Consider the following 23486-nt stretch of genomic DNA (forward strand, 5'->3'; position numbering starts at 1 on the left):
GTCGATGTGTCCGCTTCAGGGTAGAAGCACAAGTCATTCCATTCCAATGAAGCATTTTGCGGCAGCTATCCCGGCTTGGAATGCCGCGCTGCGGCAATGACGCGGGCTGCGCACAGTGGTGTGGCACGTCAATCCCGACGCCTCCCTCCCCACTGCCTGGCAAGACGCTAGCGCGCGCTCGTCGGCAGGCGCGGCAGCGCAGGAAACGCGCGCTGCACGCAGGTGCTGCGCGCGCACGTCAGGCAGCCCGGACCGATCGGTACCGCATCGTCGACCGCGTTGAGATCCCAACCGCGCGCATACACCAGTTGATCGGCGTGACGCAGGTCGCAGCCCATTGCCAGGGCAAACGTCTTGCGCGGGCGGCCATATCCGGGAGGGCCGCTGCTGACCTGGCGGGCCAGCCAGAAATAGCGCCGGCCATCGGGCATGCGCGCGATCTGGGTGAGGATGCGATCAGGCTGGTTGAACGCTTCGTACACGATCCACAACGGGCAGGCGCCGCCGACATGCGAGAAATGGAAATCGGTTGCCGAATGACGCTTGGACACGTTGCCGGCGCGGTCCACCCGCATGAAAAAGATCGGCAAGCCGGCTGCTCCACGCCGCTGCAAGGTGCTGAGCCGGTGACACACCGCTTCGAAACCCACATCGAAGCGATCGGCCAACCATTCGATGTCGTAGCGTGAGGTCTGCGCGCTGTGCAGGAACGCGCTGTAGGGCATTACCAGCGCGCCGGCGAAATAGTTCGACAGGCCAATCCGCGACAGCGCGATGCGCTCGGCGTCTTCGAAACCGGCGTCGGCAATCCGCGCGTCCAGCAGCGGCGCGCATTCCAGCAATGCCAGCTGTGCGGCCATCTGGAACGCCTGCTGGCCCGGCCGCAAGTGTGCCGCCAGCCATAGCACACGCGCTTGCGCATCCATGCTGCGCTTGTCGCGGTGCAGGTCGGCGGCGTCCTGCACCAGCAGGCCATGACGATCGGCAAGGCGTTGGCGCAGCCGTAGCGGTAGATTTTCCGGGGTCAATCCAAGTTCGGCGTAGAGCGCTTCGGCGCGCTCGTCCAGTTCGGGCAGATAGTTGTGCGCGCGGTTGAAGTAGTCGCGCACCTGTTCGCCGGGCGACAGCGATGGCACCGCCACGTGCTCGACCCCGATCTGCAATTCCAGCGCAGCGTTGCGTTCGAGCAGATGCTGATGCGCGCGGTGCAGGTCCAGCAGCGCCTGCGCCACCTGCGGCAGGTTGCCGGTGAGTGCGCGCAGTTCGGCGGGTAGCAGCGTGTGGCCCAGGCTGCGCAGCGATTGGTCCAGCGGCTCGACCAATGCGGCCGGGTCGTCCAGATCCAGCAGGCCGTCCAGGTCGCCCAGCGTGGCTTTGAGCCGCTGCTGGATGGCCAGCGTGAGCGGGCGCTGATTGCGCTCGATCTGGTTGAGATAGCTCGGCGACAGTTCGAGTCGGCGCGCCAGCTCGGCTTGGGTCAGGCCGTGGCGCTGGCGCAGCCGCTGCAGGCGCAGCCCGAGCTGGTGGCGGAGTTGAGCGTGCGACTGAGGCATTCGCAAGATTCGCAAAATTGTGGCGCCAGCTTAGCGCGATTAAGCAAGCGGAGGCTGGGAATGCCCGGGCGGGATGCGAACAATGCGAAGCGATGGCCCGAAACGGCCACAAGTCCTTCTTGAATAGCGAGCCCTGCAATGCGCGAATCCGTCCCCCGCGTGTCCTTGTTGATCGATGGCGAGTTGGTGGTGTCCGCCGGCACGCACTGGCAGGACGTGGTCAACCCGGCCGATCAATCGGTGCTGGCCCAGGTGCCATTTGCCACCGCCGACGAAGTGGCCGCGGCAGTGGCCGCAGCCAGCCGCGCTTTCGTCACGTGGCGCAAGACGCCGATCGGCACGCGTGCGCGCATTTTTCTCAAGTACCAGCAGCTGATCCGCGAACACATGCCCGAACTGGCCGCGCTGCTCAGCGCCGAGCAAGGCAAGACCCTGGCCGATGCCGAAGGCGATGTGTTCCGCGGTCTGGAAGTGGTGGAGCACGCCGCGGCGATCGGCAATCTGCAGCTGGGCGAGCTGGCCAACAACGTCGCCAACGGCGTGGACACCTACAGCCTGCTGCAGCCGCTGGGTGTGTGCGCCGGCATTACCCCGTTCAACTTCCCGGCGATGATTCCGCTGTGGATGTTTCCGATGGCGATCGCCACCGGCAACACCTTCGTGCTCAAGCCCTCCGAGCAAGACCCGATGGTGACCATGCGCTTGGTCGAACTCGCCCTGGAAGCCGGCATTCCCAAGGGCGTACTCAACGTCGTGCACGGCGGCGAGGACGTGGTCAACGCACTGTGCGATCACCCCGATATCAAGGCGCTGTCGTTCGTGGGCTCCACCAAGGTCGGCACGCACGTGTATCAACGCGCCTCGCTGGCCGGCAAGCGCGTGCAATGCATGATGGGCGCCAAGAATCACGCCGTGGTGCTGCCGGATGCCAATCGCGGGCAGACCCTCAATGCGATGGTCGGCGCCGCGTTCGGTGCCGCCGGGCAGCGCTGCATGGCGGCCTCCACGCTGGTGCTGGTCGGTGACGCGCGCGCGTGGATTCCGGAGCTGGTGGCCAAGGCCAAACGTTTGAAGATCGGCGCCGGCAATGCGCCCGGCACCGAAGTGGGTCCGCTGATTTCCTGCGCCGCACGCGCGCGGGTGGAAGCCTTGATCGCCTCCGGTGTGGAGCAGGGCGCCATGTTGGAACTGGATGGCCGCGCGCCCCAGGTGCCGGGGTTCGAGCAAGGCAACTTCGTCGGGCCGACCATTTTTTCCGGCGTCACACCCGGCATGCGGATCTACGACGAAGAAATCTTCGGGCCGGTGCTGGTGATTCTGGAAGCCGCCACGCTGGACGAGGCCATCGCCTTGATCAACGCCAATCCCAATGGCAATGGCACGGCGTTGTTTACCCAATCCGGTGCGGCTGCGCGGCGTTTCCAGGAAGACATCGATGTGGGCCAGGTCGGCATCAACGTGCCGATTCCAGTGCCGGTGCCGCTGTTCTCCTTCACTGGTTCGCGTGCCTCCAAGCTCGGCGACCTGGGTCCGTACGGCAAGCAGGTGGTGATGTTCTACACCCAGACCAAGACCGTGACCGCGCGCTGGTTCGACGACGAGACGCTGGGCCATGGCGTCAACACCACCATCTCCCTCAAGTGACCCGATCGCCATGAACGCAGCCATCCAGCTCTATCCCAACGCGGCCGATTTGAACGAAGAGCAGCAAGCCTTTCGCGCCGCCGCCCGCGATTTTGCCGATAAGGAACTCGCCCCGCACGCGGCGCAGTGGGACGCAGAAGGTCACTTCCCGCGCGAGGCGATCGCCAAGGCCGCAGCGTTGGGCTTTTGCGGGCTTTACACCGACCACGGCGTGGGCGGCCTGGGCATGCGCCGGCTCGATGCGGCGGTGGTGTTCGAAGAGCTTGCCACGGTGGATCCATCCACCTCGGCCTTCATCAGCATCCACAACATGGTCACCTGGTTTATTGCCAGCTACGGCACCGATGCGGTGCGCGCGCAGTGGGGCGAGGCGATGACCAGCGGTGCCAAACTCGGCTCCTACTGCCTGACCGAACCGGGCAGCGGCTCGGACGCAGCATCGTTGAAATCCCGTGCGCAGCGCGATGGCGACAGCTACGTGCTCAACGGCAGCAAGGCCTTCATCTCCGGTGCCGGCGCGACCGATGTGCTGGTGGTGATGGCACGCACCGGCGAAGACGGCGCACGCGGCATCAGCGCGTTCGCGGTGCCGGCCGATGCCCCCGGCATCAGCTATGGCCGCAAGGAAGAAAAGATGGGCTGGAACAGCCAGCCCACGCGCGGTGTGACCTTAGAAAACGTGCGCATTCCTGCCGAGAACCTGCTTGGCAAGGAAGGCGAAGGTTTCAAGATGGCGATGAAGGCGCTGGATGGTGGACGCATCAATATCGCCGCGTGTTCGTTGGGCGCAGCGCAAGGCGCGCTGGATGCCGCGCGGCGCTACATGGGCGAGCGCCGCCAGTTCGGTAAGACGCTGGCCGATTTCCAGGCCCTGCAGTTCAAGCTGGCCGATATGGCCACGCAACTGGTGGCCGCGCGGCAGATGGTGCACACCGCTGCACGCAAGCTCGATGCCGGCAGCCACGATGCCACCGTGTGGTGTGCGATGGCCAAGCGCTTCGCCACCGATGCAGGCTTTGCCATCTGCGACGATGCCTTGCAGATCCACGGCGGCTACGGCTATATCCGCGAGTATCCAATCGAGCGCTTGCTGCGCGACAGCCGCGTGCACCGCATTCTGGAAGGTACCAACGAGGTGATGCGCATGATCGTGGCGCGTCATCTGCTCAATGGCGAGGAGGAACTGCGATGAGCGATTGGGAACAGGGCGTCCATACCGGTCTGCAGGTCGAGCGCGATGGTCACGTGGCCATCGTGACCTTGAGCAACCCACCGGCCAACACCTGGACCGTGCACAGCCTGGCGGCTCTGCGCGATTTGGTGCGCGCACTGGATGCAGATCGCAGCATCTACGCCTTGGTGATCAGCGGCGAGGGCGAGAAATTCTTCAGCGCCGGTGCCGATCTCAAGCAGTTCGCCGATGGCGACAAGGCCAACGCACGCGAGGCCGCGCGCCGGTTTGGCGAAGCTTTCGAAGCCTTGAGTGCGTTTCGCGGCGTGTCGATCGCTGCAATCAACGGCTATGCGATGGGGGGCGGGCTGGAGTGCGCATTGGCCTGCGATCTACGCATCGCCGAGCAGCAAGCACATCTTGCGTTGCCCGAAGCCAGTGTTGGTCTGCTGCCATGTGCAGGCGGTACCCAGAATCTGCCGCGCGTGGTCGGCGAAGGTTGGGCCAAGCGCATGATCCTGCTCGGTGAGCGTGTTGATGCTGCCACCGCGCAGCGCATCGGGTTGGTGGAAGAGGTGGTTGGCAAGGGCGAGTCGCGCGCCTTGGCGATTGCCTGGGCGCAGCGCGCCGGTAAACAGAGCCCAATCAGCGTGTCGGCGTGCAAGCAGCTGGTGCAGTCCACGCGCCATGGCACGCACGCAGCCGCGCTGATTGCCGAGCGCGAAGCATTTGTGGATCTATTCGAACACGTCGATCAGGCCGAAGGCGTGGCCGCATTTCTGGAGAAGCGCGCGCCGCAGTGGAGTAACCACTGATGGCGCACGTCAGCGCAACCGGCGACGCACCGGTGCTGTTCGAGCAGCGCACCTGTGCCGATGGACATCGCATCGGTATCGCCACCTTGAATGCGCCCAAGACGCTCAATGGCCTGTCGTTGCAGATGACGCGGCTACTGGATGCGCAATTGCGCGCTTGGGCCGAGGATGCGCAGATCGCGTGTGTGGTGTTGCGCGGCGGCGGTGAAAAGGCGTTCTGCGCTGGCGGCGATCTGCATGGCCTGTACCAGAGCATGCATGCGCATCGCGATGCGGTGCCCGACAGTGCAGCGCGCCGCGCAGCGCCGCAGGCCAATGCGCATGCCGCGGCGTTCTTCGAAGAGGAATACCGGCTCGACCATCGCATCCACACGTATCCGAAGCCCCTGCTGTGCTGGGGCCACGGCATCGTGATGGGCGGTGGCATCGGCTTGATGTCCGGTGCCAGCCATCGTGTGGTCACCGAGCGCTCGCGCCTGGCCATGCCGGAAATCAGCGTCGGCTTGTTCCCGGATGTGGGGGGAAGTTGGTTGTTGCGCCGTGTGCCGCGGGGCGCCGGCCTGTTTCTGGCGCTGACTGGCGCGCCGCTGGATACCAGCGATGCGGTTTATGCAGGGCTCGCCGACGTGCGCCTGGAGCATGCGCAGTACGCAGCGGTGCTGGATGCGCTAAGTGCGCACGCCTGGGCAGGCAATGCCGACGACGACCGCACCCAACTCAGTGCATTCCTGCATGGCATCGCGCAACCCACCGAGCCGGGCCCGCTACAAATCCACGCACCGTTGATCGAACAGTGGGTGGCTGGCGAATCGCTGGAACACGTTGTCGCTGCAATTCTGGCGCTGCAAAGCGAAGACAGCTGGTTGCAGGCTGCACGTGCCACCTTGGCCGCGGGTGCTCCGGGGTCTGCGCGCCTGGCCTGGGAGCTGCATCGCCATGCGGGCACCACGACGCTGGCCGACACCTTCCGTACCGAATACGTGGTCGCATTGCATGCGGCGGCACACGGCGATTTTGCCGAAGGCATCCGCGCGCTGTTGATCGACAAGGATCGTCAACCGCACTGGCAACCGGCGTCGCTGGAAGCAGCCGATGCGCAGTGGGCCGCCGATTTCTTCGTTGTGCCCTGGTCGGCTGCACAGCATCCGCTTGCCGATCTGGGCAGCAGTTGAGGCCGGTGCGCGCCGAGTGGCTGGCAATGTGATGGGCACTGCAAGTGCGTATAAGCGCGGCGCTCGCTCTGTCCGAACACTGCAGTCGCACTGGAAGCTGCGCGTGGATCGCTCCGCCAGCGCGTGACAACCAAACAATCTGTTGAAGATCGTCCTGATCTGGAAACCGACACCATGAGCAATATCGCGTTTATCGGCCTGGGCAATATGGGCGGGCCAATGGCTGCCAATCTGATCAAGGCCGGGCATCAGCTGCGGGCATTCGATCTGGCACCGGCTGCCCTGGACGCTGCAACAGCGGCCGGTGCGCATGCCGCCAGCTCCGCGCAGGACACGCTGGCCGATGCCGAAATCGTGATCTCGATGCTGCCTGCGAGCCGCCACGTCGAAGGCTTGTACCTGGGCGACTCCGGCATCCTGGCGCAGATTCCGCACGGTGCGCTGGTCATCGACTGCAGCACCATCGCACCCCTGTCTGCGCGCAAGGTGGCCGATGCGGCCACGGCGCGTGGCCTGACAATGTTGGACGCCCCGGTCTCCGGCGGCACCGCCGGTGCTGCAGCCGGCACCCTGACCTTCATCGTCGGCGGCGCTGCCGAGGTGCTGGAGCGCGCGCGTCCGGTGCTGCAGGCCATGGGCAAGAACATTTTCCACGTCGGCGACAACGGGGCAGGGCAGGTCGCCAAGCTCTGCAACAACATGGCCCTGGGCGTGATCATGGCCGCCACCGGCGAAGCGCTGGCGCTCGGCGTCGCGCAAGGCTTGGACCCTGCAGTGCTGTCGCAGATGATGGCGGTCAGCACCGGGCGCAGTTGGGCCACCGAAGTGTGCAATCCCTGGCCCGGCGTGCTGCCCAATGCCCCGGCATCGCGCGGCTACAGCGGTGGCTTCGGCAACGACTTGATGCTCAAGGATCTGGGGTTGGTCGCCGAGTCGGCGGTACAGGCCGGTGTCTCGATTCCGCTCGGTGAGCTGGCGCGCAACCTGTACGCAATGAACAGCCAGGCTGGCAACGGGGCGCTGGATTTTTCCAGCGTGGTCAAGCTGGTCGCCAAGGTCTGAGTCGCGAACTGGGTCGCGTCGCGCATCCATCGTTGAGCGGTGCGGATGGTGGAGAAGCGCTGAAACCTTTGCGTGCGCTTCATCAACTGCACCCACCGCGCCCGCACCGAAGCGCTGCTGCTGCGCTTTGCCGGCCAACCGCATGACGCGTGTGATGTGATGTCATCACATGCAGGTGTAATAGTCTCCGCCATCGCGTGCGGCTAAGGTGCGCGCATCGCACGAGACGACGACCTCCATGGGACACGACCACAACCACGCACCCAGCGAAATTCGCCATGAAACACCCTTGTGGTGGGCGCTGGGCCTGACCGCCACGTTCCTGTTGGCAGAGATCATCGGCGCGTTCGTGACCAACAGCCTGGCGCTGTTGTCCGACGCCGCCCATATGGCCACCGACACCGTCGGCCTGATGATCGCGTTGGTCGCGGTGCGCTTGAGCCGTCGCCCGGCTGACGCGCGTCGCACGTATGGCTATGTGCGGCTCGAAGCGCTCGGCGCGTTGGCCAATGGCGCGCTGCTGTTCGCAGTGGGCGGCTACATCCTGTGGGAGGCCGCGCAGCGCGTTCGCGCCCCGCAGGACATTGCGTATGGCGGCATGCTGCTGATCGCCGGCTTCGGCCTGGTGATCAATCTGATCGCAATGAAGCTGCTGCATGCCGGCAGCGGCGAAAGCCTCAACGTCAAAGGCGCCTATCTGGAGGTCTGGAGCGACATGCTCGGATCGATGGCGGTGATCATCGGTGCCTTGCTGATCCACTGGACCAGCTGGCAGTGGATCGACCCGGTGCTGGCCGTGCTGATCGGCCTGTGGGTATTGCCGCGCACCTGGGTGCTGCTGCGCGAGGCGATCAACGTGTTGCTCGAGGGCGTGCCCAAGGGTATCGATCTGGCCCAGGTGCAGCAGGCACTCACCAGCCATCCCGGCGTCGAAGACGTGCACGACCTACACGTCTGGGCGCTGGCCTCCAGCACCCCTGCGCTCACCGCGCACATTGTCGTCAACGAGGCAACCGACCGCGACCGCCTGCGCGACGCGCTCGCCACCCTGCTGCACGACCGCTTCGACATCGTCCATGTCACCCTGCAGGTGGAAAGCGGCGACTGCGGCACCGAGCCTTGCGGCACACCAAAGCCCGCTGCAGACGCTGGCCATGACGCGCATCATGGGCACAGTCATGCGCATGGGCACTCCCATCATTAACCTCTGGTGGGAGCAGGTCGGCGGGGCATCGAATTAGCGCGTTTCGACCTGCACCATCAACAGGAAGCGGGAGGCCCTGGCGCGACATATCCAGATCGATGTCGACTGCGCAGTAATGGTTGCCAGCATCTAAAAGATGCCGCCCTGCCGCAAAAAGAAGGCCGCCAACGGCAGCCTTCTTGCATATCAAACGCTGTCGATAGCTGGCGGCTGGCCTTACACCACCGCCTCCCGCAACACCGGCGAGTCCCAACCCGGGCGCGGTGCGAAACGTTCGCCATAACGTGCGTGCAGCGCCTGCAAACGTTCCAGCAGCGCATCTGCGCCGACGCTGCGGATGTGCTGGATCGGGCCACCGCGGAAGGGCGCAAAGCCGGTGCCGAAGATGACGCCGGCATCGAGCAGGTCTGCGTCGGCCACCACGCCGTCGTGCAGACACGCCACCGCTTCGTTGAGCAGCGGCAGAATCAGCCTGTCTTCCAGATCTGCCGGTGCGGTGTGGCCACTGGCAACCTCCGGTTTGACCGCACGCCCATTCTCCCACGTGTACAAGCCCTGGCCGTCCTTCTTGCCGCGCTTGCCGGCTTCCACCGTGATCAGCGCTGCCGGAATCGGTAGGTGCAGGAACGGCGCCAACTCCGCGCCCACGCCGGCGGCGACGTCCAGACCCACGGTGTCGATCAACTCGATCGGCCCCATCGGCATGCCGAATTTCACCGCCGTCTTGTCCAGCACCGGGCCGGGTATGCCTTCCGCATACGCGGTGGCCGCTTCAAGCAGGTACGGGAACAGCACCCGGTTGACCAGGAACCCCGGCGTGCCGGCCACCGGCACCGGGAACTTGTCCAGTGCCTTGCAGAATGCAGCCAGGCGCGCCGCGTTGGCGGGATCCAGGCCATCGTGCTGCACGATTTCCACCAGCGGCATCATCGCCACCGGGTTGAAATAGTGCAGGCCGGCGAACTGCGCCGGGCGCTGGATGTGGCCACGCAGTTCGGTCAGCGGAATCGAAGATGTATTGGTGGTCAGCAATGCATCCGGCTTGAGCTGCGGCTCGATCAATTGATACAGATCGCGCTTGGCCTGCGGGTTTTCGATGATCGCCTCGATCACCAGATCGGCCTGCGTCACACCCGCACCGGCCAGGTCACCGCGCAGACGCGCGGCCACGGCCGGCCGCTTGGCGTCGTCTTTGACGCGCTTGGCGAACAGTTCGCCGCCGCGCGTCAGCGCCGTCTCGATAAAACGCTGCTCGCGGTCCTGCAATGTGACGTCGAAGCCCTTGTAGGCCGCCCACGCCGCGATGTCGCCGCCCATCACGCCAGCGCCGATGACGTGCACATGGCGGATCGGCGTCGCTGCCGCGCCGGCTGCATCCTTGCCGCCCAGCGCCTTCAAACGCTCGGTCAGGAAGAAGATGCGGATCAGGTTGCGTGCGGTCGGCGTGCTGGCGAGCTTGACCACTGCCTTGCGCTCGGCCGCCAGGCGGGCCTGGATGCCGCTGCCGCCAGCCCGCTCCCACACCGTGATCAACGCGTATGGCGCAGGGTAATGCTCCTTGCGCGCCTTGCGGGCCACTTGCTTGCGCATCTGCGGCGCCAGTATTTTGCGCGCCAGCAAGGTGTTGGTGGCCCACGCAGTGGCGCGCTGCTGGAACGGACGCGTCGTACCCGCGAGCGCCAGTGCCGCAGCCGCATCGACCAGCACCGCAGGTGCGGCGACCTTGTCGACCAGACCGATTGCGCGCGCAGCCTTGGCCGACACGGTGCGGCCGCTGAGCATCAGGTCCATCGCCGCCGGCGCACCGATCAGGCGCGGCAAGCGGGCGCTGCCGCCCCAGCCGGGGAAGATGCCGAGCTTGGTTTCCGGCAACCCGACGCGCGTACTGCCATCGTCGGAGGCCACGCGGTAGCGGCATGCCAGCGCGATTTCGGTGCCGCCGCCCATGCAGAAGCCATGAATCGCCGCAACGGTCGGGCAGGGCAGTTCGGCCAGCTTCTGAAAGACCTGCTGCCCGCGATGAATCGCATCGTTGACCGTGCCCTTGTGGTCGAATTGCTGAAATTCTTTCAGATCGGCACCGGCGATGAAACCGTTGGCTTTGCCCGAGCGCAGCACCACGCCCTTGGGCGGCTCCAGTGCCAGGCGCTCGACCAGTGCGCCCAACTCCAGCAGCACCTCCTGGGAAAATGCGTTGACCGGTGCGTCCTGGCGATCGAGGCTGAGCACGACCACGCCGTCCTCGCGCAGCTCGGCCTGCCAATGGCTGAATCGGAGCCCGTCGAAACCTGGAAGCATGCGTCTGGCCGTCCGGCAATAGATGGAAAAATCGTTATCATCCAGAGGCTGTTTCCTTCACGTCAAATACCTATATCTGTCGACCGGGCAGATGCGGGCTTTGCGTGCAGCGTCGCCAGCGGTGCATCGGGGCCGCTACCCTGATGCGTGACGGTCGTACGGATCGGTATGAACTTTTCTTTTCAATGGCGGTCTCATTGCCCGACTTCGGTGGGCTGACAGGAGTGCGGCCCGACATGGCCGAAGTCGATACACCTCAGGAGCTGGACCTGGAACTGGTCCGGCGCGTGCAGCGCGGCGAAAGCGCGGCGTTCGATGTGCTGGTGCGCAAATACCAGCATCGGATCGTTGCGTTGATCGGGCGCTACATCGCCGACTGGAGCGAATGCCAGGACGTTGCCCAGGACACGTTTGTGCGGGCGTACCGCGCGATCAACAGTTTTCGTGGCGACGCCCAGTTCTATACGTGGCTGCACCGCATTGCCGTCAACACTGCCAAGAACCATCTGGTTGCGCATAACCACCGCCCGCCCAGCGACGACATCGAGATCAGCGATGCCGAACACTTCGATGGAGCGACCCGGTTGCGCGACACCGACACCCCGGAGCGCGAATTGATGCGACAGGAGCTGGAACAAACGGTGATGCGCGCGGTCCAAGCACTGCCGGAAGAACTTCGATCGGCCATCACCCTGCGCGAGGTGGAAGGGCTGAGCTATGAGGACATCGCGCGAAAGATGGATTGCCCGATCGGAACGGTGCGCTCGCGCATCTTCCGGGCGCGTGAGGCCATCGACATCAAGCTGCGGCCTCTGCTGGAGACCGAGAGCGCTACCCGTGAGCGATACCGTGTATGAGCCATAACACCGACATGTCCACCACCGACAAGTTCGAGCTTCACTATCGCCAGCAGCTGTCTGCGTTGGTCGACGGCGAATTGAGTGCCGACGCGTCGCGCTTCCTGCTGCGCCGTCTGGCCCACGACGAAGAATTAGCCGGCTGCCACGAACGCTGGCAGTTGTGCGGCGATGTGCTGCGCGGTGCTGCCAGTGCGCCGGCACCGCTGGATTTCGCGGCGCGTGTGCGCAGTGCCATTGCGGAGGAGCCGGCACCGCGAGCGCAGCCTGCGGCCCGCTCGGGCGCACGCTGGCGGTGGAGGGGCGGCGCGGCGATTGCGGCATCGGTCGCGGCGATTGCCTTGTTCATGGCGCGCGAGCGCCTGCCCGAAACGGCAGCGCGCGGAGCCCAAACACCTGTGTACGCCAGCGCGGCGCAGCTTCCGCCCGCATCGCGGACGCCGCAGGTACCCGTGGCACCGAAGGCGCCGGCGGCGTCGGTTCCGGAAACGCCCGACGAAGTGGGTGCGCTCGCTGCGGCCGTGCCTGCCGCTGCGCTGGCATCCACTCGCCGCGGTGCAGCCACGCGCAATCAGCAGGTCGCACGCAGTGCGGCTGCGCGTCAGCAGCAGGTGCCGACGCGCATGGTGGCTGCGGCAGCACCGGTACCGGCACCAGTGGCCGCGTCATCCGCCGTTGCGGCTGCGCCGTCCAACCCGTTCACGCATCCGGACGCTACGCTGCAGGCACGCCCGTGGCCGCGCGCGGCCTTGTCCGGGGCGAGCGAGAGTCCGCTGAATGCCAGTTTTCGCCAGAGCAGCCCCGGCACGGCGTTCTATCCGTTTGAGCCGGCGCCACAGACGGTCGCCAGCCCAGCGCCGAACCGGCCATTGCCGGTGCAGCTCCCGCAGAACTGATTCGGTCGTCGGCCTTCATCTGTCGGCCTTCTCCTTTCCCGTTATCGTGCTGGACCCGTGTTGCTACGCGGGTTTGGCCCCTTGTCGCCCTGCCATCGGAGGCAACCTGATGAACCATCGCATCCGCACCCAGATGTTCGGCCTGATCGCCATGACCCTGCCGCTGGCCGCCTGCGCGCAGCAGCCCGCGCCCGCTGCCAAGGACGTCGCACCGATTGCCGCCAACCGCAGTGCCACGCCAGCGCCACAGCTGGTGGCGGGGCTGCCGGACTTCACCAATCTGGTCGAGCAGGTCGGCCCGGGCGTGGTCAATGTCGAAACCACCATCACCCGCAAGGACGCCATGGCGCGTCAGCAGCGCAGTGGCCCGGGTGGTCGCGGCGGTGGCGCAATGCCCGATGACGATCAGATGCCGGAATTCTTCCGCCGCTTCTTCGGTCCGGATTTCCAGATGCCGGGTGGGCCACGCCAGGGGCCGGGTGGTCCGGGGCAGGGCGATGACGACGGCGGTATTGCCGGCAAGTCGATGGGCTCAGGCTTCATCATTTCCGCCGATGGCTATGTGCTGACCAATCATCACGTGGTCGATGGCGCCAGCGAAGTCACCGTCAAGCTCACCGACCGCCGCGAGTTCAAGGCCAAGGTGGTGGGGAGCGATGAGCAATACGACGTGGCGCTGCTGAAGATCGAGGCCAAGGGCCTGCCGACCGTGCGCCTGGGCGATTCCAATACGCTCAAGCCGGGCCAGTGGGTGGTGGCGATCGGCTCGCCGTTCGGCCTGGACCACTCGGTCACCGCCGGCATCGTCAGTGCCACCGGCCGCAGCAATCCGTATGCGGATCAGCGCTACGTGCCCTTCATCCAGACCGACGTGGCGATCAACCAGGGTAATTCCGGCGGCCCGCTGCTCAATACGCGCGGCGAAGTGGTCGGCATCAACTCGCAGATCTTCTCCGCGTCGGGCGGCTACATGGGCATTAGCTTTGCGATCCCGATCGACCTGGCCTTCAGTGCCGCCGAGCAGATCAAGGCCACTGGCCATGTGAGTCGCGGCATGCTGGGTGTGCAGGTCGGCCCGATCGACTCGCTCAAGGCCCAGGGCCTGGGCTTGCCGGACAGCCGTGGTGCCTTGGTGAACGATATTCCGGCCGGCAGCCCGGCGGGCAAGGCCGGTGTCGAAGTGGGCGATGTGATCCGCGCGGTCAACGGCAAGCCGATCGACGTCGCCAGCGATCTGCCGCCGATGATCGGGCTGATGGCGCCGGGTTCCAAGGTCACTCTTGATGTCTTGCGCGACGGCAAACCGCGCAAGGTGACGGTCACCCTCGCACCGCTCCAGGGTGGCAGCGAGAACGCCGCGCCGCGCACCGCGGCCGATGAGGCCAAGCCCAGCGCCCCGGCCAGCGTGGAATTGCTCGGCCTGCAGGTCGCCGATCTGACCGCTGCCGAACGCAGTCGTCTGGGTCTGGAGGCGGGGGAGGGCGTGCGCATCGCCTCGGTCACTGGCGCGGCGGCGCGCAGCACCCAGCCGCCGCTGTCGCCGGGCCTGATCATCGCCCGCGTCGGCCGCACCAAGGTCGGTAGCGTCGCCGAGCTCAACCGCGCCCTGTCCAGCTACAAAAAGGGAGATGTGGTCATGCTGCTGGTCACCGACGGCAAGGCAACCAGCTACGTGGCCTTGAAGGCCGGCGGCTGAGGAAAGCCGGGATTGGTGATTCGGGATTGGCAAGGGCAGGCTCCGCTCGCGGGTGTCTGCCTTTGCGCTGCCGTTTCGAATCCCCAATCCCGACTCCCTGACCCCTGCGTCAGCATGCGATAATGCTGCGTTACCCTGACGACGGCACCGCCGGCGCCCACCTCAATGTCCTCTGATTCAATGCGGAATATCCGCAATTTTTCCATCATTGCCCACGTCGACCACGGCAAATCCACCCTTGCCGACCGGATCATCCAGCTGTGCGGCGGCCTGCAGGCGCGCGAGATGGAGGCCCAGGTGCTCGACTCCAACCCGATCGAGCGCGAACGCGGCATCACCATCAAGGCGCAGTCGGTGTCCTTGCCTTACACGGCAAAGGATGGGCAGGTCTACCATCTGAACTTCATCGACACCCCCGGGCACGTCGACTTCTCCTACGAAGTCAGCCGCTCGCTGGCCGCCTGCGAGGGCGCGCTGCTGGTGGTGGATGCGGCGCAGGGCGTGGAAGCGCAGTCGGTGGCCAACTGCTACACGGCAGTGGAGCAGGGCCTGGAAGTGGTGCCGGTGCTCAACAAGATCGACCTGCCCACCGCCGATGTCGACCGCGCCAAGGCCGAGATCGAAGCGGTGATCGGCATCGATGCCGAAGATGCGGTGGCGGTGAGCGCCAAGACCGGGTTGAACATCGATCTGGTGCTGGAGGCGATCGTGCATCGCATCCCGCCGCCGGCCCCGCGCGACACCGACAAGCTGCAGGCGCTGATCATCGATTCCTGGTTCGACAACTACCTGGGCGTGGTCTCGCTGGTACGCGTGATGCAAGGCGAGATCAAGCCGGGCAGCAAAATCCTGGTGATGTCCACCGGCCGCACGCATCTGGTCGACAAGGTCGGCGTGTTCACGCCCAAGCGCAAGGAGCTGTCTGCGCTGGGCGCTGGCGAGGTGGGCTGGATCAACGCCTCGATCAAGGACGTGCACGGCGCACCGGTCGGCGACACGCTGACCCTGGCGGCCGACCCGGCGCCGCACGCATTGCCCGGTTTCCAGGAAATGCAGCCGCGTGTGTTCGCCGGCCTGTTTCCGGTCGATGCCGAGGATTACCCGGACCTGCGCGAAGCGCTGGACAAGCTGCGTTTGAACGATGCCGCACTGCGCTTCGAGCCGGAAAGCTCCGAAGCGATGGGTTTCGGCTTCCGCTGCGGCTTCCTCGGCATGCTGCACATGGAAATCGTGCAGGAACGCCTGGAGCGCGAGTACAACCTCAACCTGATCTCGACCGCGCCCACGGTGGTTTACGAGGTGCTCAAGACCGACGGCAGCGTGATCCCGATGGACAACCCGTCCAAGCTGCCGCCGCTCAACAACGTCGAAGAAATCCGCGAACCGATCATTCGCGCCAATATCCTCACGCCGCCCGATTACGTCGGCAACATCATCACCTTGTGCGAAGAAAAGCGCGGCAGCCAGATCGGCATCAACTACCTGGGCAGTCAGGTGCAGATCAGCTACGAATTGCCGATGGCCGAAGTAGTGCTGGATTTCTTCGACAAGCTCAAGTCGGTCTCGCGCGGTTACGCCTCGCTGGACTATCACTTCCTGCGTTTCGACCCGGGCCCGTTCGTGCGCGTGGACACGCTGATCAACGGCGACAAGGTCGATGCGCTGAGCATCATCGTGCACCGCAGCTACGCCGACCGCCGTGGCCGCGAGTTGTGCGAAAAGATGAAAGACCTGATTCCACGGCAGATGTTCGACGTGGCGATCCAGGCCGCGGTCGGCTCGCAAATCATCTCGCGCTCCACGGTCAAGGCGATGCGCAAGAACGTGTTGGCCAAGTGCTATGGTGGCGACGTTTCGCGCAAGAAAAAGCTGCTGGAAAAGCAGAAAGAAGGCAAGAAGCGCATGAAGCAGGTCGGTCGCGTGGAGATTCCGCAGGAAGCCTTCCTGGCTGTCTTGCAGATGGACAAGTAGCAGGGATTCGGGATTCGTCATTCGTGATTGGCAACGGCTTGCCCATCCTCTTGCTCTTAACTAATCCCGAATCTCAAATTTCGAATCCCGTTCCGAAGGAGCATCAATGAAATGGTTTGAAATCATCCTGGTTGTCCTAACGCTCGGCAGTGGCTTCATCTGGCTGCTGGACAAGCTGTTTTTGGCCAAGCACCGTGCCGCGCGTGCTGGTCTGCTGGACAGCGAGCCGGCGATCATCGATTACTCGCGCGCCTTTTTTCCCGTGCTGGCGGTGGTGCTGATCCTGCGCAGCTTCGTGGCCGAGCCGTACAAGATTCCGTCCAGTTCGATGATGCCCAATCTATTGATCGGCGATTTCATCCTGGTCAACAAGTTCGCCTACGGTTTCCGTCTGCCGATCACCAATACCAAGTTCATTCCCACCGGCGAGCCAAAGCGTGGCGATGTGGTGGTGTTCAAGCCGCCGCATGCGCCGGACCAGAACTGGATCAAGCGCGTGGTGGGCCTGCCGGGCGACAAGATCGGCTTCCATGGCGATACCCTGTACATCAACGACAAGCCGATGCATTACACGGTCAAAGGCGAGTACATCGGCAATGGCAAGGGCGCTGAAATGACCGGCACCACGCTGCTGGTCGAGTATCTACCGGGCCGCACGCATACCGTGCTGGAGTGGCTGGACCGCAATATGCCGGCCGGGCAGGGCGACTGGACCGTGCCGGCGGACAGCTATTTCGTGATGGGGGATAATCGCGACAACAGCGAGGACAGTCGGTTTTGGACCCAGACGCACTTTCTGCCGGAAGCCAATCTGCGCGGCAAGGCGTTCCTGATCTGGCTCAATTGCGAAGGGTGGTTCTGCAAGGGGAGTTTCGATCCATCGCGGATCGGGACTGGAATCCAGTAAATGTAGGCACGGCGTGCCAGGGGAAGCACAATGAAGCGCAAGCAAAGCGGTATGACGTTGATGTCGTTCGTGGTGGTGGTGGCGGTGGTGGGGTTCGGTCTGTACATCGGGATGAAGCTGTTTCCGATGTATCAGGAGTATTACTCCGTGCGCGCGGCGATGAAGGGCCTAGCCAATGAGCCGGGGAGTGCCAACATGGATCCGTCCAAGTTGCAGGACCTGTTCTTTCGTCGCCTGTACATTAACTACTCAGAAAACGTCAAAAAAGGAGACGTCAAGTTCGAGCGGATCGAAAGCGGCTGGCGGATGAAAGTCAACTACGAAGTCCGCCGCGAGCTGGTTGGCAATCTGGATGTGGTTGGCAAGTTCGATACGGCACAGGATTTGACGAAGCGCGGTGTCGAATAGAATCTTCCAACGCGGTGATCCGATCGGGCATGCATTTGCCGATCCGGATCTGCTCGCCCAGGCGCTGCGGCATCGCAGCGCCGGGACGCCGCACAACGAGCGGCTGGAATTTCTCGGCGACGGCATCGTCAATCTGCTGGTCGCCGAGGCGCTGTATCAACGTTGGCCCAAGGCCGATGAAGGCGCATTGACCCGCGCGCGGGCCGAACTCGTACGCGAAGGCGCGCTGGCAGTGATCGGACGTACGTTGAACCTCGGCGAGCGCCTCACGCTGGGTCCAGGTGAGTTGAAGTCCGGTGGTCATCGGCGCGATTCGATCCTGGCCGATGCTGTCGAAGCGATTGTCGCGGCCATCTACCTGGACTGCGGTTTCGAGCGTTGCCGTGCGGTGGTGCTGCCGTGGTTCGAAGCCTCGCTGGCGGCATTGCCGGTTGGCAAGGCAGAAAAAGATCCCAAGACCCGGCTGCAGGAATGGCTGCAGGCGCGCCAGCTGCCGCTGCCCAATTACGCTCTGATCAGTGAGAGCGGCGATGAGCATGCCAAGCAGTTCCATGTCGCCTGCATTCTGGAGCAGCCCGTCGCCCGCGCCGAGGGCCAGGGCACCTCGCGTCGTCTTGCCGAGCAACAGGCGGCGACTCTTGTCATCGCACAACTGGATTCAAGAATGTGAGCGTAACCTCGTCCCCCCACCGCAGCGGTAGCGTTGCCGTGATCGGCCGGCCCAACGTCGGCAAGTCCACCCTGACCAATGCCCTGGTCGGCGCGAAGGTCAGCATCGTCTCCAACCGGCCCCAGACCACGCGCCATCGGTTGCTGGGCATCGCGACCTTCCCGGAAGGGCAATTGGTGCTGGTCGATACCCCAGGCCTGCACCGCGAGCAGAAGCGCGCAATGAACCGGGTGATGAATCGCGCTGCGCGTGGCTCGCTCGAAGGCGTGGACGCGGCAGTGCTGGTGATCGAAGCCGGCCGCTGGGACGAGGAAGATACCCTGGCGTTTCGCGTGCTCAGCGACGCCGAGGTGCCGGTGGTGCTGGTGGTCAACAAGGTTGACCGCCTCAAGGACAAGACCGCGCTGTTGCCGTTCCTGGCCCAGGTCAGCGAGGGACGTACCTTCGCGGCCGTGCATCCGGTATCCGCCCTCAAGCGCAAGGGCCTGGAAGCGTTGGTCGGCGATCTGCTCAAGCTGGTACCCGAAGCCGAGGCCATGTTTGGCGAAGACGAGATCACCGATCGCAGCCAGCGCTTCCTGGCCGGCGAGTTGGTGCGCGAGCAGCTGATGCGTCAGCTCGGCGAAGAACTGCCGTATGCCACCACCGTTGAGATCGAGCGCTTCGCCGAAGATGGCGCGCTGCTGCGGATCGGAGCGGTCATCTGGGTCGAACGCGAAGGCCAGAAGGCGATCGTGATTGGCAAGGGCGGCACCCGCCTGAAGGAAATCGGCGGCAAGGCGCGTCTGCAAATGGAGCGCCTGTTCGGTGCCAAGGTCTTCCTCGAAACCTGGGTACGCGTGCGCGAGGGCTGGTCGGACGACGAGGCTGCGCTGAAGGCGTTCGGCTACGAATGACGCCAGGATCGGGAACCGGGGACCCGGGACCCGGGAAAAGCCAGGTCAAGCATTCGACCGGTGCGCTGCCGAAGAGGCGTTTTCCTGCATTCGCCCCATCTGCATGTTGCGATGACGGTATCGGCTCGGCTCCCCGTTGCCGTGCCGCGTCGCCATTTGGCGGCCGATCCTTCTATTTTCAAGGGTTTCCGGTCTCTGATCCCCAATCTCACCTTCTCCGCGCATGCTGATCGAGCACGAACGCGGGTTCGTCCTGCACGTGCGGGCCTGGCGCGAGACCAGCCTGCTGGTGGAGGTATTGACCGAGCAGCACGGGCGGGTGGGGCTGTTGGCGCGCGGAGTCCATGGGCCGCGCAAGCAGGCCTTGCGTGCTGCCTTGCAGCCATTGCAGTTGATTCAGTTCAGCGCCGTGCAGCGCGGCGAGCTGGCACAACTGCGTCAGGCTGAAGCGCTGGATACTGCGCCTCGGCTAGTCGGCGACACCATGCTGGCCGGTTTCTATATCAGCGAATTGTTGCTGCGCTTGGCACCGCGCAACGATCCGGTGCCCGAACTCTATGCCTGTTATACGCAGGCGCGGACGCACCTGGCAGCCGATCTTCCATTGGCATGGGGGTTGCGTCGGTTCGAGCGCGACGTGCTGGAAGGGCTGGGGTTTGCCTTCGATCTGCAGCACGACAGCGACGGGCAACCGATCGACCCGGCAGCGCGGTATCGGCTGGATCCGGAGGAAGGCGCCTTGCGTGTGTTAAGCGAGCGGCTGGCGCAGGATCGCCGCGAAACCGTCACCGGTGCGGCGCTGCTGGCACTGGGTGAGGACGTCATGCCAGCCGCAGAGGATATGCCTGGTCTGCGGCGCAGCATGCGCAGTGTGCTGCTGCATCATCTGGGTGGGCGCGGCTTGAAATCCTGGGAAATGCTTGAGGATCTGGCACGGCGTCGTTGATCGGGCCAGCCCTGGTGTGTGCGCGCTCCTGCAGCAGTCAGTGCGGCAGTGCTTTCAGCGCTACTAGCCGCGCGCATCTCAATCCGGAAGGCTGCACTACATCGAACGCTGCGCCGAGCTTGAAAGCAGATCGGCCTCGCACGCGCTCTCAATGCAGCAACGCAGCCACCGCCGCATGGAATTGGGTCCGCGCGCTCCGCGATTGCGGGTCGCCGCTTAGCAGGCGCACAGCACCGGCAAGCCGCGCTGCGCCGACAAAACCGCAGCTGGCCTGTAGCCGATGCAGATGGTTGCGTAATGCCTGTTCGTCGCTGATCTGCAGGGCCGAATCCACCGCATCCCGAGTGCCCGGCAATTCGGCCAGGAATAGCTCGCGCAGGGCATTGAGATGATGTTGCTGGCCGTTGAGCGCACTGAGCGCCGCCGCTTCGTCCCAGTCGCTGGCGGCGATGTCCAGCACGCCCACCGGGGCCACGCCGTAGCGGCCGCGGGCCAGGCCACGTCGCACGGCCTGCAACAGGCGTTCGGAGGTCAGCGGTTTGATCAGCATTTCCAGAAACCCGTCGGACTGCAGGCCGCTCTGCATCGCCGTGCTGGTGTCGGCGGTGTGCGCCAGTGCCGGCACGTCCGGGTGCAGCAGGCGCAACGCACACAGCAGCCCGCTGCCGGTGCCATCGGGAAGATTGACGTCGATCAACCAGAGATCGTGGCGACGTTCGCGTGCGCAGTCGAGGGCAGAAGAAAGGGAGTCAGCACAGTCCACCGTGGCCGGGAGACCTTCCAACACAGCCTGCAAGAATCCGCGGCTGATCGGGTCGTCTTCCACCAGCAATAGACGTGGATGGGATTCCGGGCATGTGGCCATGTTCATGCTGCCTCCTTGTCAGCGATGCCGCGTCCTGATTCGCCGCCTCCAGCGGCAGTTTGCCTGGGTTTGCTAGGCGCGACAATTGTTGCGCTGCCCAGCGCGGCCTCCGTCGATCGCATCTGCGACAATACCCCCCCTTTTTGCCCGCAGCTTGTCGCCACGTGGCCAGAACCAGAAACCGTTTCGACCGTACCCCCTTCCAGACCGCGATCACCGACCTGAGCCATGACGGCCGCGGAGTGGCGCGTCGCGACGGCGAGGGCGGCAAGGTCACCTTCATCAGCGGCGCCTTGCCGGGCGAGTTGGTGCGTGCCGAACCCACCGCCCGCAGTCGCCATTTCGATGAGGCCAAGACAGTGGAGGTGCTGGAGGCATCCCCGCAGCGCGTCGCCCCGCGCTGTCCGCATTTCGGCGTTTGCGCCGGTTGCGTGTTGCAGCATCTTGAGGAATCGCAGCAGATCGTGGCCAAGCAGCGCGTGCTGATGGATAACCTTGAGCGCATCGGTCATGTCACCCCGCAGGCCGTGCTGCCTGCGCTGAGCGGCGACAACTGGGGCTATCGGCGCAAGGGCCGGTTCTCGGTGCGCCGCGTGGAGAAGAAGGCCAAGACCCTGGTTGGCTTTCGCGAGCTCGACCCGCGGTTCGTGGCCGATTTGTCCGTCTGCTACACGGTGATCCCGCAGATCGGCGAGAATATCCCGTTGCTGGCCGCGCTGGTCGAAGGCATGGACGGCAAGCGCGACATTCCGCAGATCGAATTCATTGCCGGCGACGATGCGGTGGCATTGACCATTCGGCATATGCAGCCGCTCAGCGCGCGCGACCAACAGGCCTGGATCGCATTTGCGCAGGAGCACGGGTTTGCGATCTTCCTGCAGCCTGGCGGCGTGGACAGCGTGCATCCGCTGTGGCCGCAGGAAGTGCCTTTGTCGTTCCGTTTGCCGCAATGGGATGTGGACCTGGCGTTCCGGCCGCTGGACTTCATCCAGGTCAACGCCTCGCTCAATCAAAAGATGATCGTGCACGCGCTGGCGCTGCTGGATGCCAAGCCCGACGACCGTGTGCTTGACCTGTTCTGTGGCCTGGGCAATTTCACCCTGCCGTTGGCGCGCGTGGTGCGCGAGGTCGTGGGCGTGGAAGGCGATGCCGGGCTGGTGGCGCGGGCCAAAGACAATGCCCAGCGCAATGGTCTGGACAATGCGCAGTTCTACGCCGCCGACCTGACCCAGGATCAGCGCAACGCCGCCTGGATGCGCCAGGGCTTCGACAAGCTGTTGCTGGACCCGCCACGCTCCGGCGCCCTGGAAGTGCTGCAGCAGTTACCGCTGAAGACGTTCGAGCGCATCGTCTACGTAAGCTGCCATCCAGGCTCGCTCGCGCGCGACGCCGGCTACCTGGTCAACGAGCAAGGCTTCACGCTGGTCTCGGCTGGCGCGATGGACATGTTCCCGCATACCGCCCACGTGGAAAGCATTGCGGTGTTCGAGAGGCGGTGATTGGGGTTTCGGTATTGGGGATTCGCAAGAGCGCACCCGTTGCCTTCCAATCGCCGCTGTCGCGACGCGCGTTCTTGAATCCGACTTCAAAACGCGCTCCGTGGATTGAGACGTGTTGACGTCATCCGCCAGTAGCTCCGCTTCAACAAATCCCCACGCCGAATCGCGAATCCCATGCCCACAGAAATCGAACGCAAATTCCTGGTCGCCGGCGACGGTTGGCGCAACGCCGCGCATGCAGTGGTGCCGATGGCGCAAGGCTACATCAATGACCAGGCGGCACTGCGCAATGGCACGCAGAATGCATCGGTGCGGGTGCGGATTCAGGGCGAAAGCGCATTTCTCAATCTGAAATCGCGCGAGATAGGACGTACGCGGCAGGAGTTCGAATATCCGATTCCGCTTGCCGATGCCCGCGCATTGCTGGCGCTGTGCGTAGGCGGTTTGATCGACAAACGCCGGCACCTGGTTGCCTACCAAGGCCACGTATGGGAAGTGGATGAATTCCTCGGTGACAACGCCGGGCTGGTGGTCGCTGAGATCGAACTCGAACACGCTGACGAAACGTTTGCTATGCCCGAGTGGATCGGGACCGAGGTCACCGACGACGTGCGTTATTACAACCTGGCGCTGGCCTCGCATCCGTTTAAGCAATGGGGCGGGGAGGCGTGATTCGGGATTTGGGATTCGTAAAAGCGGAGCTGCGGCTCGGTGCTTCGCAGAGCTGATTTGCGATGTGGGATTGGTAAAAGCGGCTCTCTTGAATTTCAAGTGGGTTGCCGGGCATGCGGGTTGAACGTTTGGAAGTCCAGCTTGCCGGCAATCAGGAAGATGACGGTCTTGATGGTGGACAGGCGTTTGAAGCCGCGAGCTCTGCGCTTGGCGGACTGGAACAGGCCATTGATGGCTTCAAGGAAGCCGTTGGTCTGACGGGTCTGCGCCCAGGCGACGATGCC

At 64.5% G+C, this 23486-nt stretch carries 21 protein-coding genes; 17 read left to right on the plus strand and 4 right to left on the minus strand.

The window, feature by feature from the left end:
- Positions 1-167 precede the first annotated feature (167 nt).
- Complete coding sequence (locus WJW29_RS07475; protein WP_011258588.1) at positions 168-1553, minus strand: short-chain fatty acyl-CoA regulator family protein; 1386 nt, start codon at positions 1551-1553, stop codon at positions 168-170.
- Between the two features lie 138 nt (positions 1554-1691).
- On the opposite strand from WJW29_RS07475, the gene WJW29_RS07480 reads away from it, so the two are divergent.
- The 6 genes from WJW29_RS07480 to WJW29_RS07505 all read left to right on the plus strand — a co-directional run bounded on the left by WJW29_RS07480 (position 1692) and on the right by WJW29_RS07505 (position 8621).
- On the plus strand, positions 1692-3197 hold the full coding sequence (locus tag WJW29_RS07480; RefSeq protein ID WP_011258589.1) for a CoA-acylating methylmalonate-semialdehyde dehydrogenase: 1506 nt from the start codon (positions 1692-1694) through the stop codon (positions 3195-3197).
- Between the two features lie 10 nt (positions 3198-3207).
- Positions 3208-4389: an acyl-CoA dehydrogenase family protein gene (locus tag WJW29_RS07485; protein ID WP_041182076.1), complete on the plus strand. Its 1182-nt coding sequence runs from the start codon at positions 3208-3210 to the stop codon at positions 4387-4389.
- Positions 4386-5183, plus strand: a complete 798-nt coding sequence (locus tag WJW29_RS07490) for an enoyl-CoA hydratase (protein ID WP_011258591.1) — start codon at positions 4386-4388, stop codon at positions 5181-5183. Before WJW29_RS07485 ends, WJW29_RS07490 begins: the two co-directional genes overlap by 4 nt.
- Positions 5183-6355 carry an enoyl-CoA hydratase/isomerase family protein gene (locus WJW29_RS07495; RefSeq protein WP_011258592.1) on the plus strand — a complete coding sequence of 391 codons (1173 nt, stop codon included), beginning with the start codon at positions 5183-5185 and terminating at the stop codon, positions 6353-6355. The genes WJW29_RS07490 and WJW29_RS07495 overlap by 1 nt, the downstream gene beginning before the upstream one ends.
- Before the next feature lie 159 nt (positions 6356-6514).
- Positions 6515-7417 carry a 3-hydroxyisobutyrate dehydrogenase gene (mmsB, locus tag WJW29_RS07500; RefSeq protein ID WP_027703337.1) on the plus strand — a complete coding sequence of 301 codons (903 nt, stop codon included), beginning with the start codon at positions 6515-6517 and terminating at the stop codon, positions 7415-7417.
- Positions 7418-7655: 238 nt separating this feature from the next.
- Entirely contained in the window at positions 7656-8621 is a 966-nt protein-coding gene (locus WJW29_RS07505) for a cation diffusion facilitator family transporter (RefSeq protein ID WP_011408247.1), read from the plus strand.
- A gap of 216 nt (positions 8622-8837) precedes the next feature.
- Here the strand turns inward: WJW29_RS07505 and WJW29_RS07510 are convergent, their stop codons facing one another.
- A complete protein-coding gene (locus WJW29_RS07510; RefSeq protein ID WP_011258595.1) occupies positions 8838-10919 on the minus strand; it encodes a 3-hydroxyacyl-CoA dehydrogenase NAD-binding domain-containing protein in 2082 nt (693 codons plus the stop codon).
- A gap of 236 nt (positions 10920-11155) precedes the next feature.
- On the opposite strand from WJW29_RS07510, the gene rpoE reads away from it, so the two are divergent.
- The 9 genes from rpoE (at position 11156) to recO (ending at position 20166) form a co-directional block, all read left to right on the plus strand.
- Entirely contained in the window at positions 11156-11776 is a 621-nt protein-coding gene (gene rpoE, locus WJW29_RS07515; RefSeq protein ID WP_041182077.1) for an RNA polymerase sigma factor RpoE, read from the plus strand.
- Entirely contained in the window at positions 11773-12672 is a 900-nt protein-coding gene (locus WJW29_RS07520) for a sigma-E factor negative regulatory protein (protein ID WP_011258597.1), read from the plus strand. The genes rpoE and WJW29_RS07520 overlap by 4 nt, the downstream gene beginning before the upstream one ends.
- A 109-nt stretch (positions 12673-12781) precedes the next feature.
- Positions 12782-14368: a DegQ family serine endoprotease gene (locus WJW29_RS07525; RefSeq protein WP_011408249.1), complete on the plus strand. Its 1587-nt coding sequence runs from the start codon at positions 12782-12784 to the stop codon at positions 14366-14368.
- Positions 14369-14548: 180 nt separating this feature from the next.
- Positions 14549-16339: a translation elongation factor 4 gene (lepA, locus tag WJW29_RS07530; protein WP_041182078.1), complete on the plus strand. Its 1791-nt coding sequence runs from the start codon at positions 14549-14551 to the stop codon at positions 16337-16339.
- Between the two features lie 106 nt (positions 16340-16445).
- Complete coding sequence (lepB, locus tag WJW29_RS07535; RefSeq protein ID WP_011258600.1) at positions 16446-17246, plus strand: signal peptidase I; 801 nt, start codon at positions 16446-16448, stop codon at positions 17244-17246.
- Positions 17247-17276: 30 nt separating this feature from the next.
- The gene (locus WJW29_RS07540; protein WP_011258601.1) at positions 17277-17654 is read left to right on the plus strand and encodes a DUF4845 domain-containing protein; all 378 of its coding nucleotides are present in this window, start codon (positions 17277-17279) and stop codon (positions 17652-17654) included.
- Positions 17644-18324 (plus strand): ribonuclease III, encoded by a 681-nt coding sequence (gene rnc / locus WJW29_RS07545; protein WP_011258602.1) that lies wholly within the window; start codon positions 17644-17646, stop codon positions 18322-18324. Before WJW29_RS07540 ends, rnc begins: the two co-directional genes overlap by 11 nt.
- Positions 18321-19220 (plus strand): GTPase Era, encoded by a 900-nt coding sequence (gene era / locus WJW29_RS07550; protein ID WP_011258603.1) that lies wholly within the window; start codon positions 18321-18323, stop codon positions 19218-19220. The genes rnc and era overlap by 4 nt, the downstream gene beginning before the upstream one ends.
- Before the next feature lie 223 nt (positions 19221-19443).
- Positions 19444-20166 carry a DNA repair protein RecO gene (recO, locus tag WJW29_RS07555; protein WP_011258604.1) on the plus strand — a complete coding sequence of 241 codons (723 nt, stop codon included), beginning with the start codon at positions 19444-19446 and terminating at the stop codon, positions 20164-20166.
- A 148-nt stretch (positions 20167-20314) separates the two neighbouring features.
- Here the strand turns inward: recO and WJW29_RS07560 are convergent, their stop codons facing one another.
- The gene (locus tag WJW29_RS07560) at positions 20315-21037 is read right to left on the minus strand and encodes a response regulator (RefSeq protein WP_011258605.1); all 723 of its coding nucleotides are present in this window, start codon (positions 21035-21037) and stop codon (positions 20315-20317) included.
- A gap of 158 nt (positions 21038-21195) precedes the next feature.
- Between WJW29_RS07560 and rlmD the strand changes: the two genes are divergently transcribed.
- Together rlmD and WJW29_RS07570 are read left to right on the plus strand one after the other, a co-directional pair.
- Positions 21196-22530 (plus strand): 23S rRNA (uracil(1939)-C(5))-methyltransferase RlmD, encoded by a 1335-nt coding sequence (rlmD, locus tag WJW29_RS07565; protein ID WP_041182079.1) that lies wholly within the window; start codon positions 21196-21198, stop codon positions 22528-22530.
- Between the two features lie 174 nt (positions 22531-22704).
- Positions 22705-23202 (plus strand): CYTH domain-containing protein, encoded by a 498-nt coding sequence (locus WJW29_RS07570; protein ID WP_011258607.1) that lies wholly within the window; start codon positions 22705-22707, stop codon positions 23200-23202.
- A gap of 95 nt (positions 23203-23297) precedes the next feature.
- Here the strand turns inward: WJW29_RS07570 and WJW29_RS07575 are convergent.
- On the minus strand, positions 23298-23486 hold a 189-nt coding region (locus tag WJW29_RS07575; protein WP_143685130.1), incomplete at its 5' end, for a transposase.

It is taken from the genome of Xanthomonas sp. JL1 (assembly GCF_038405005.1).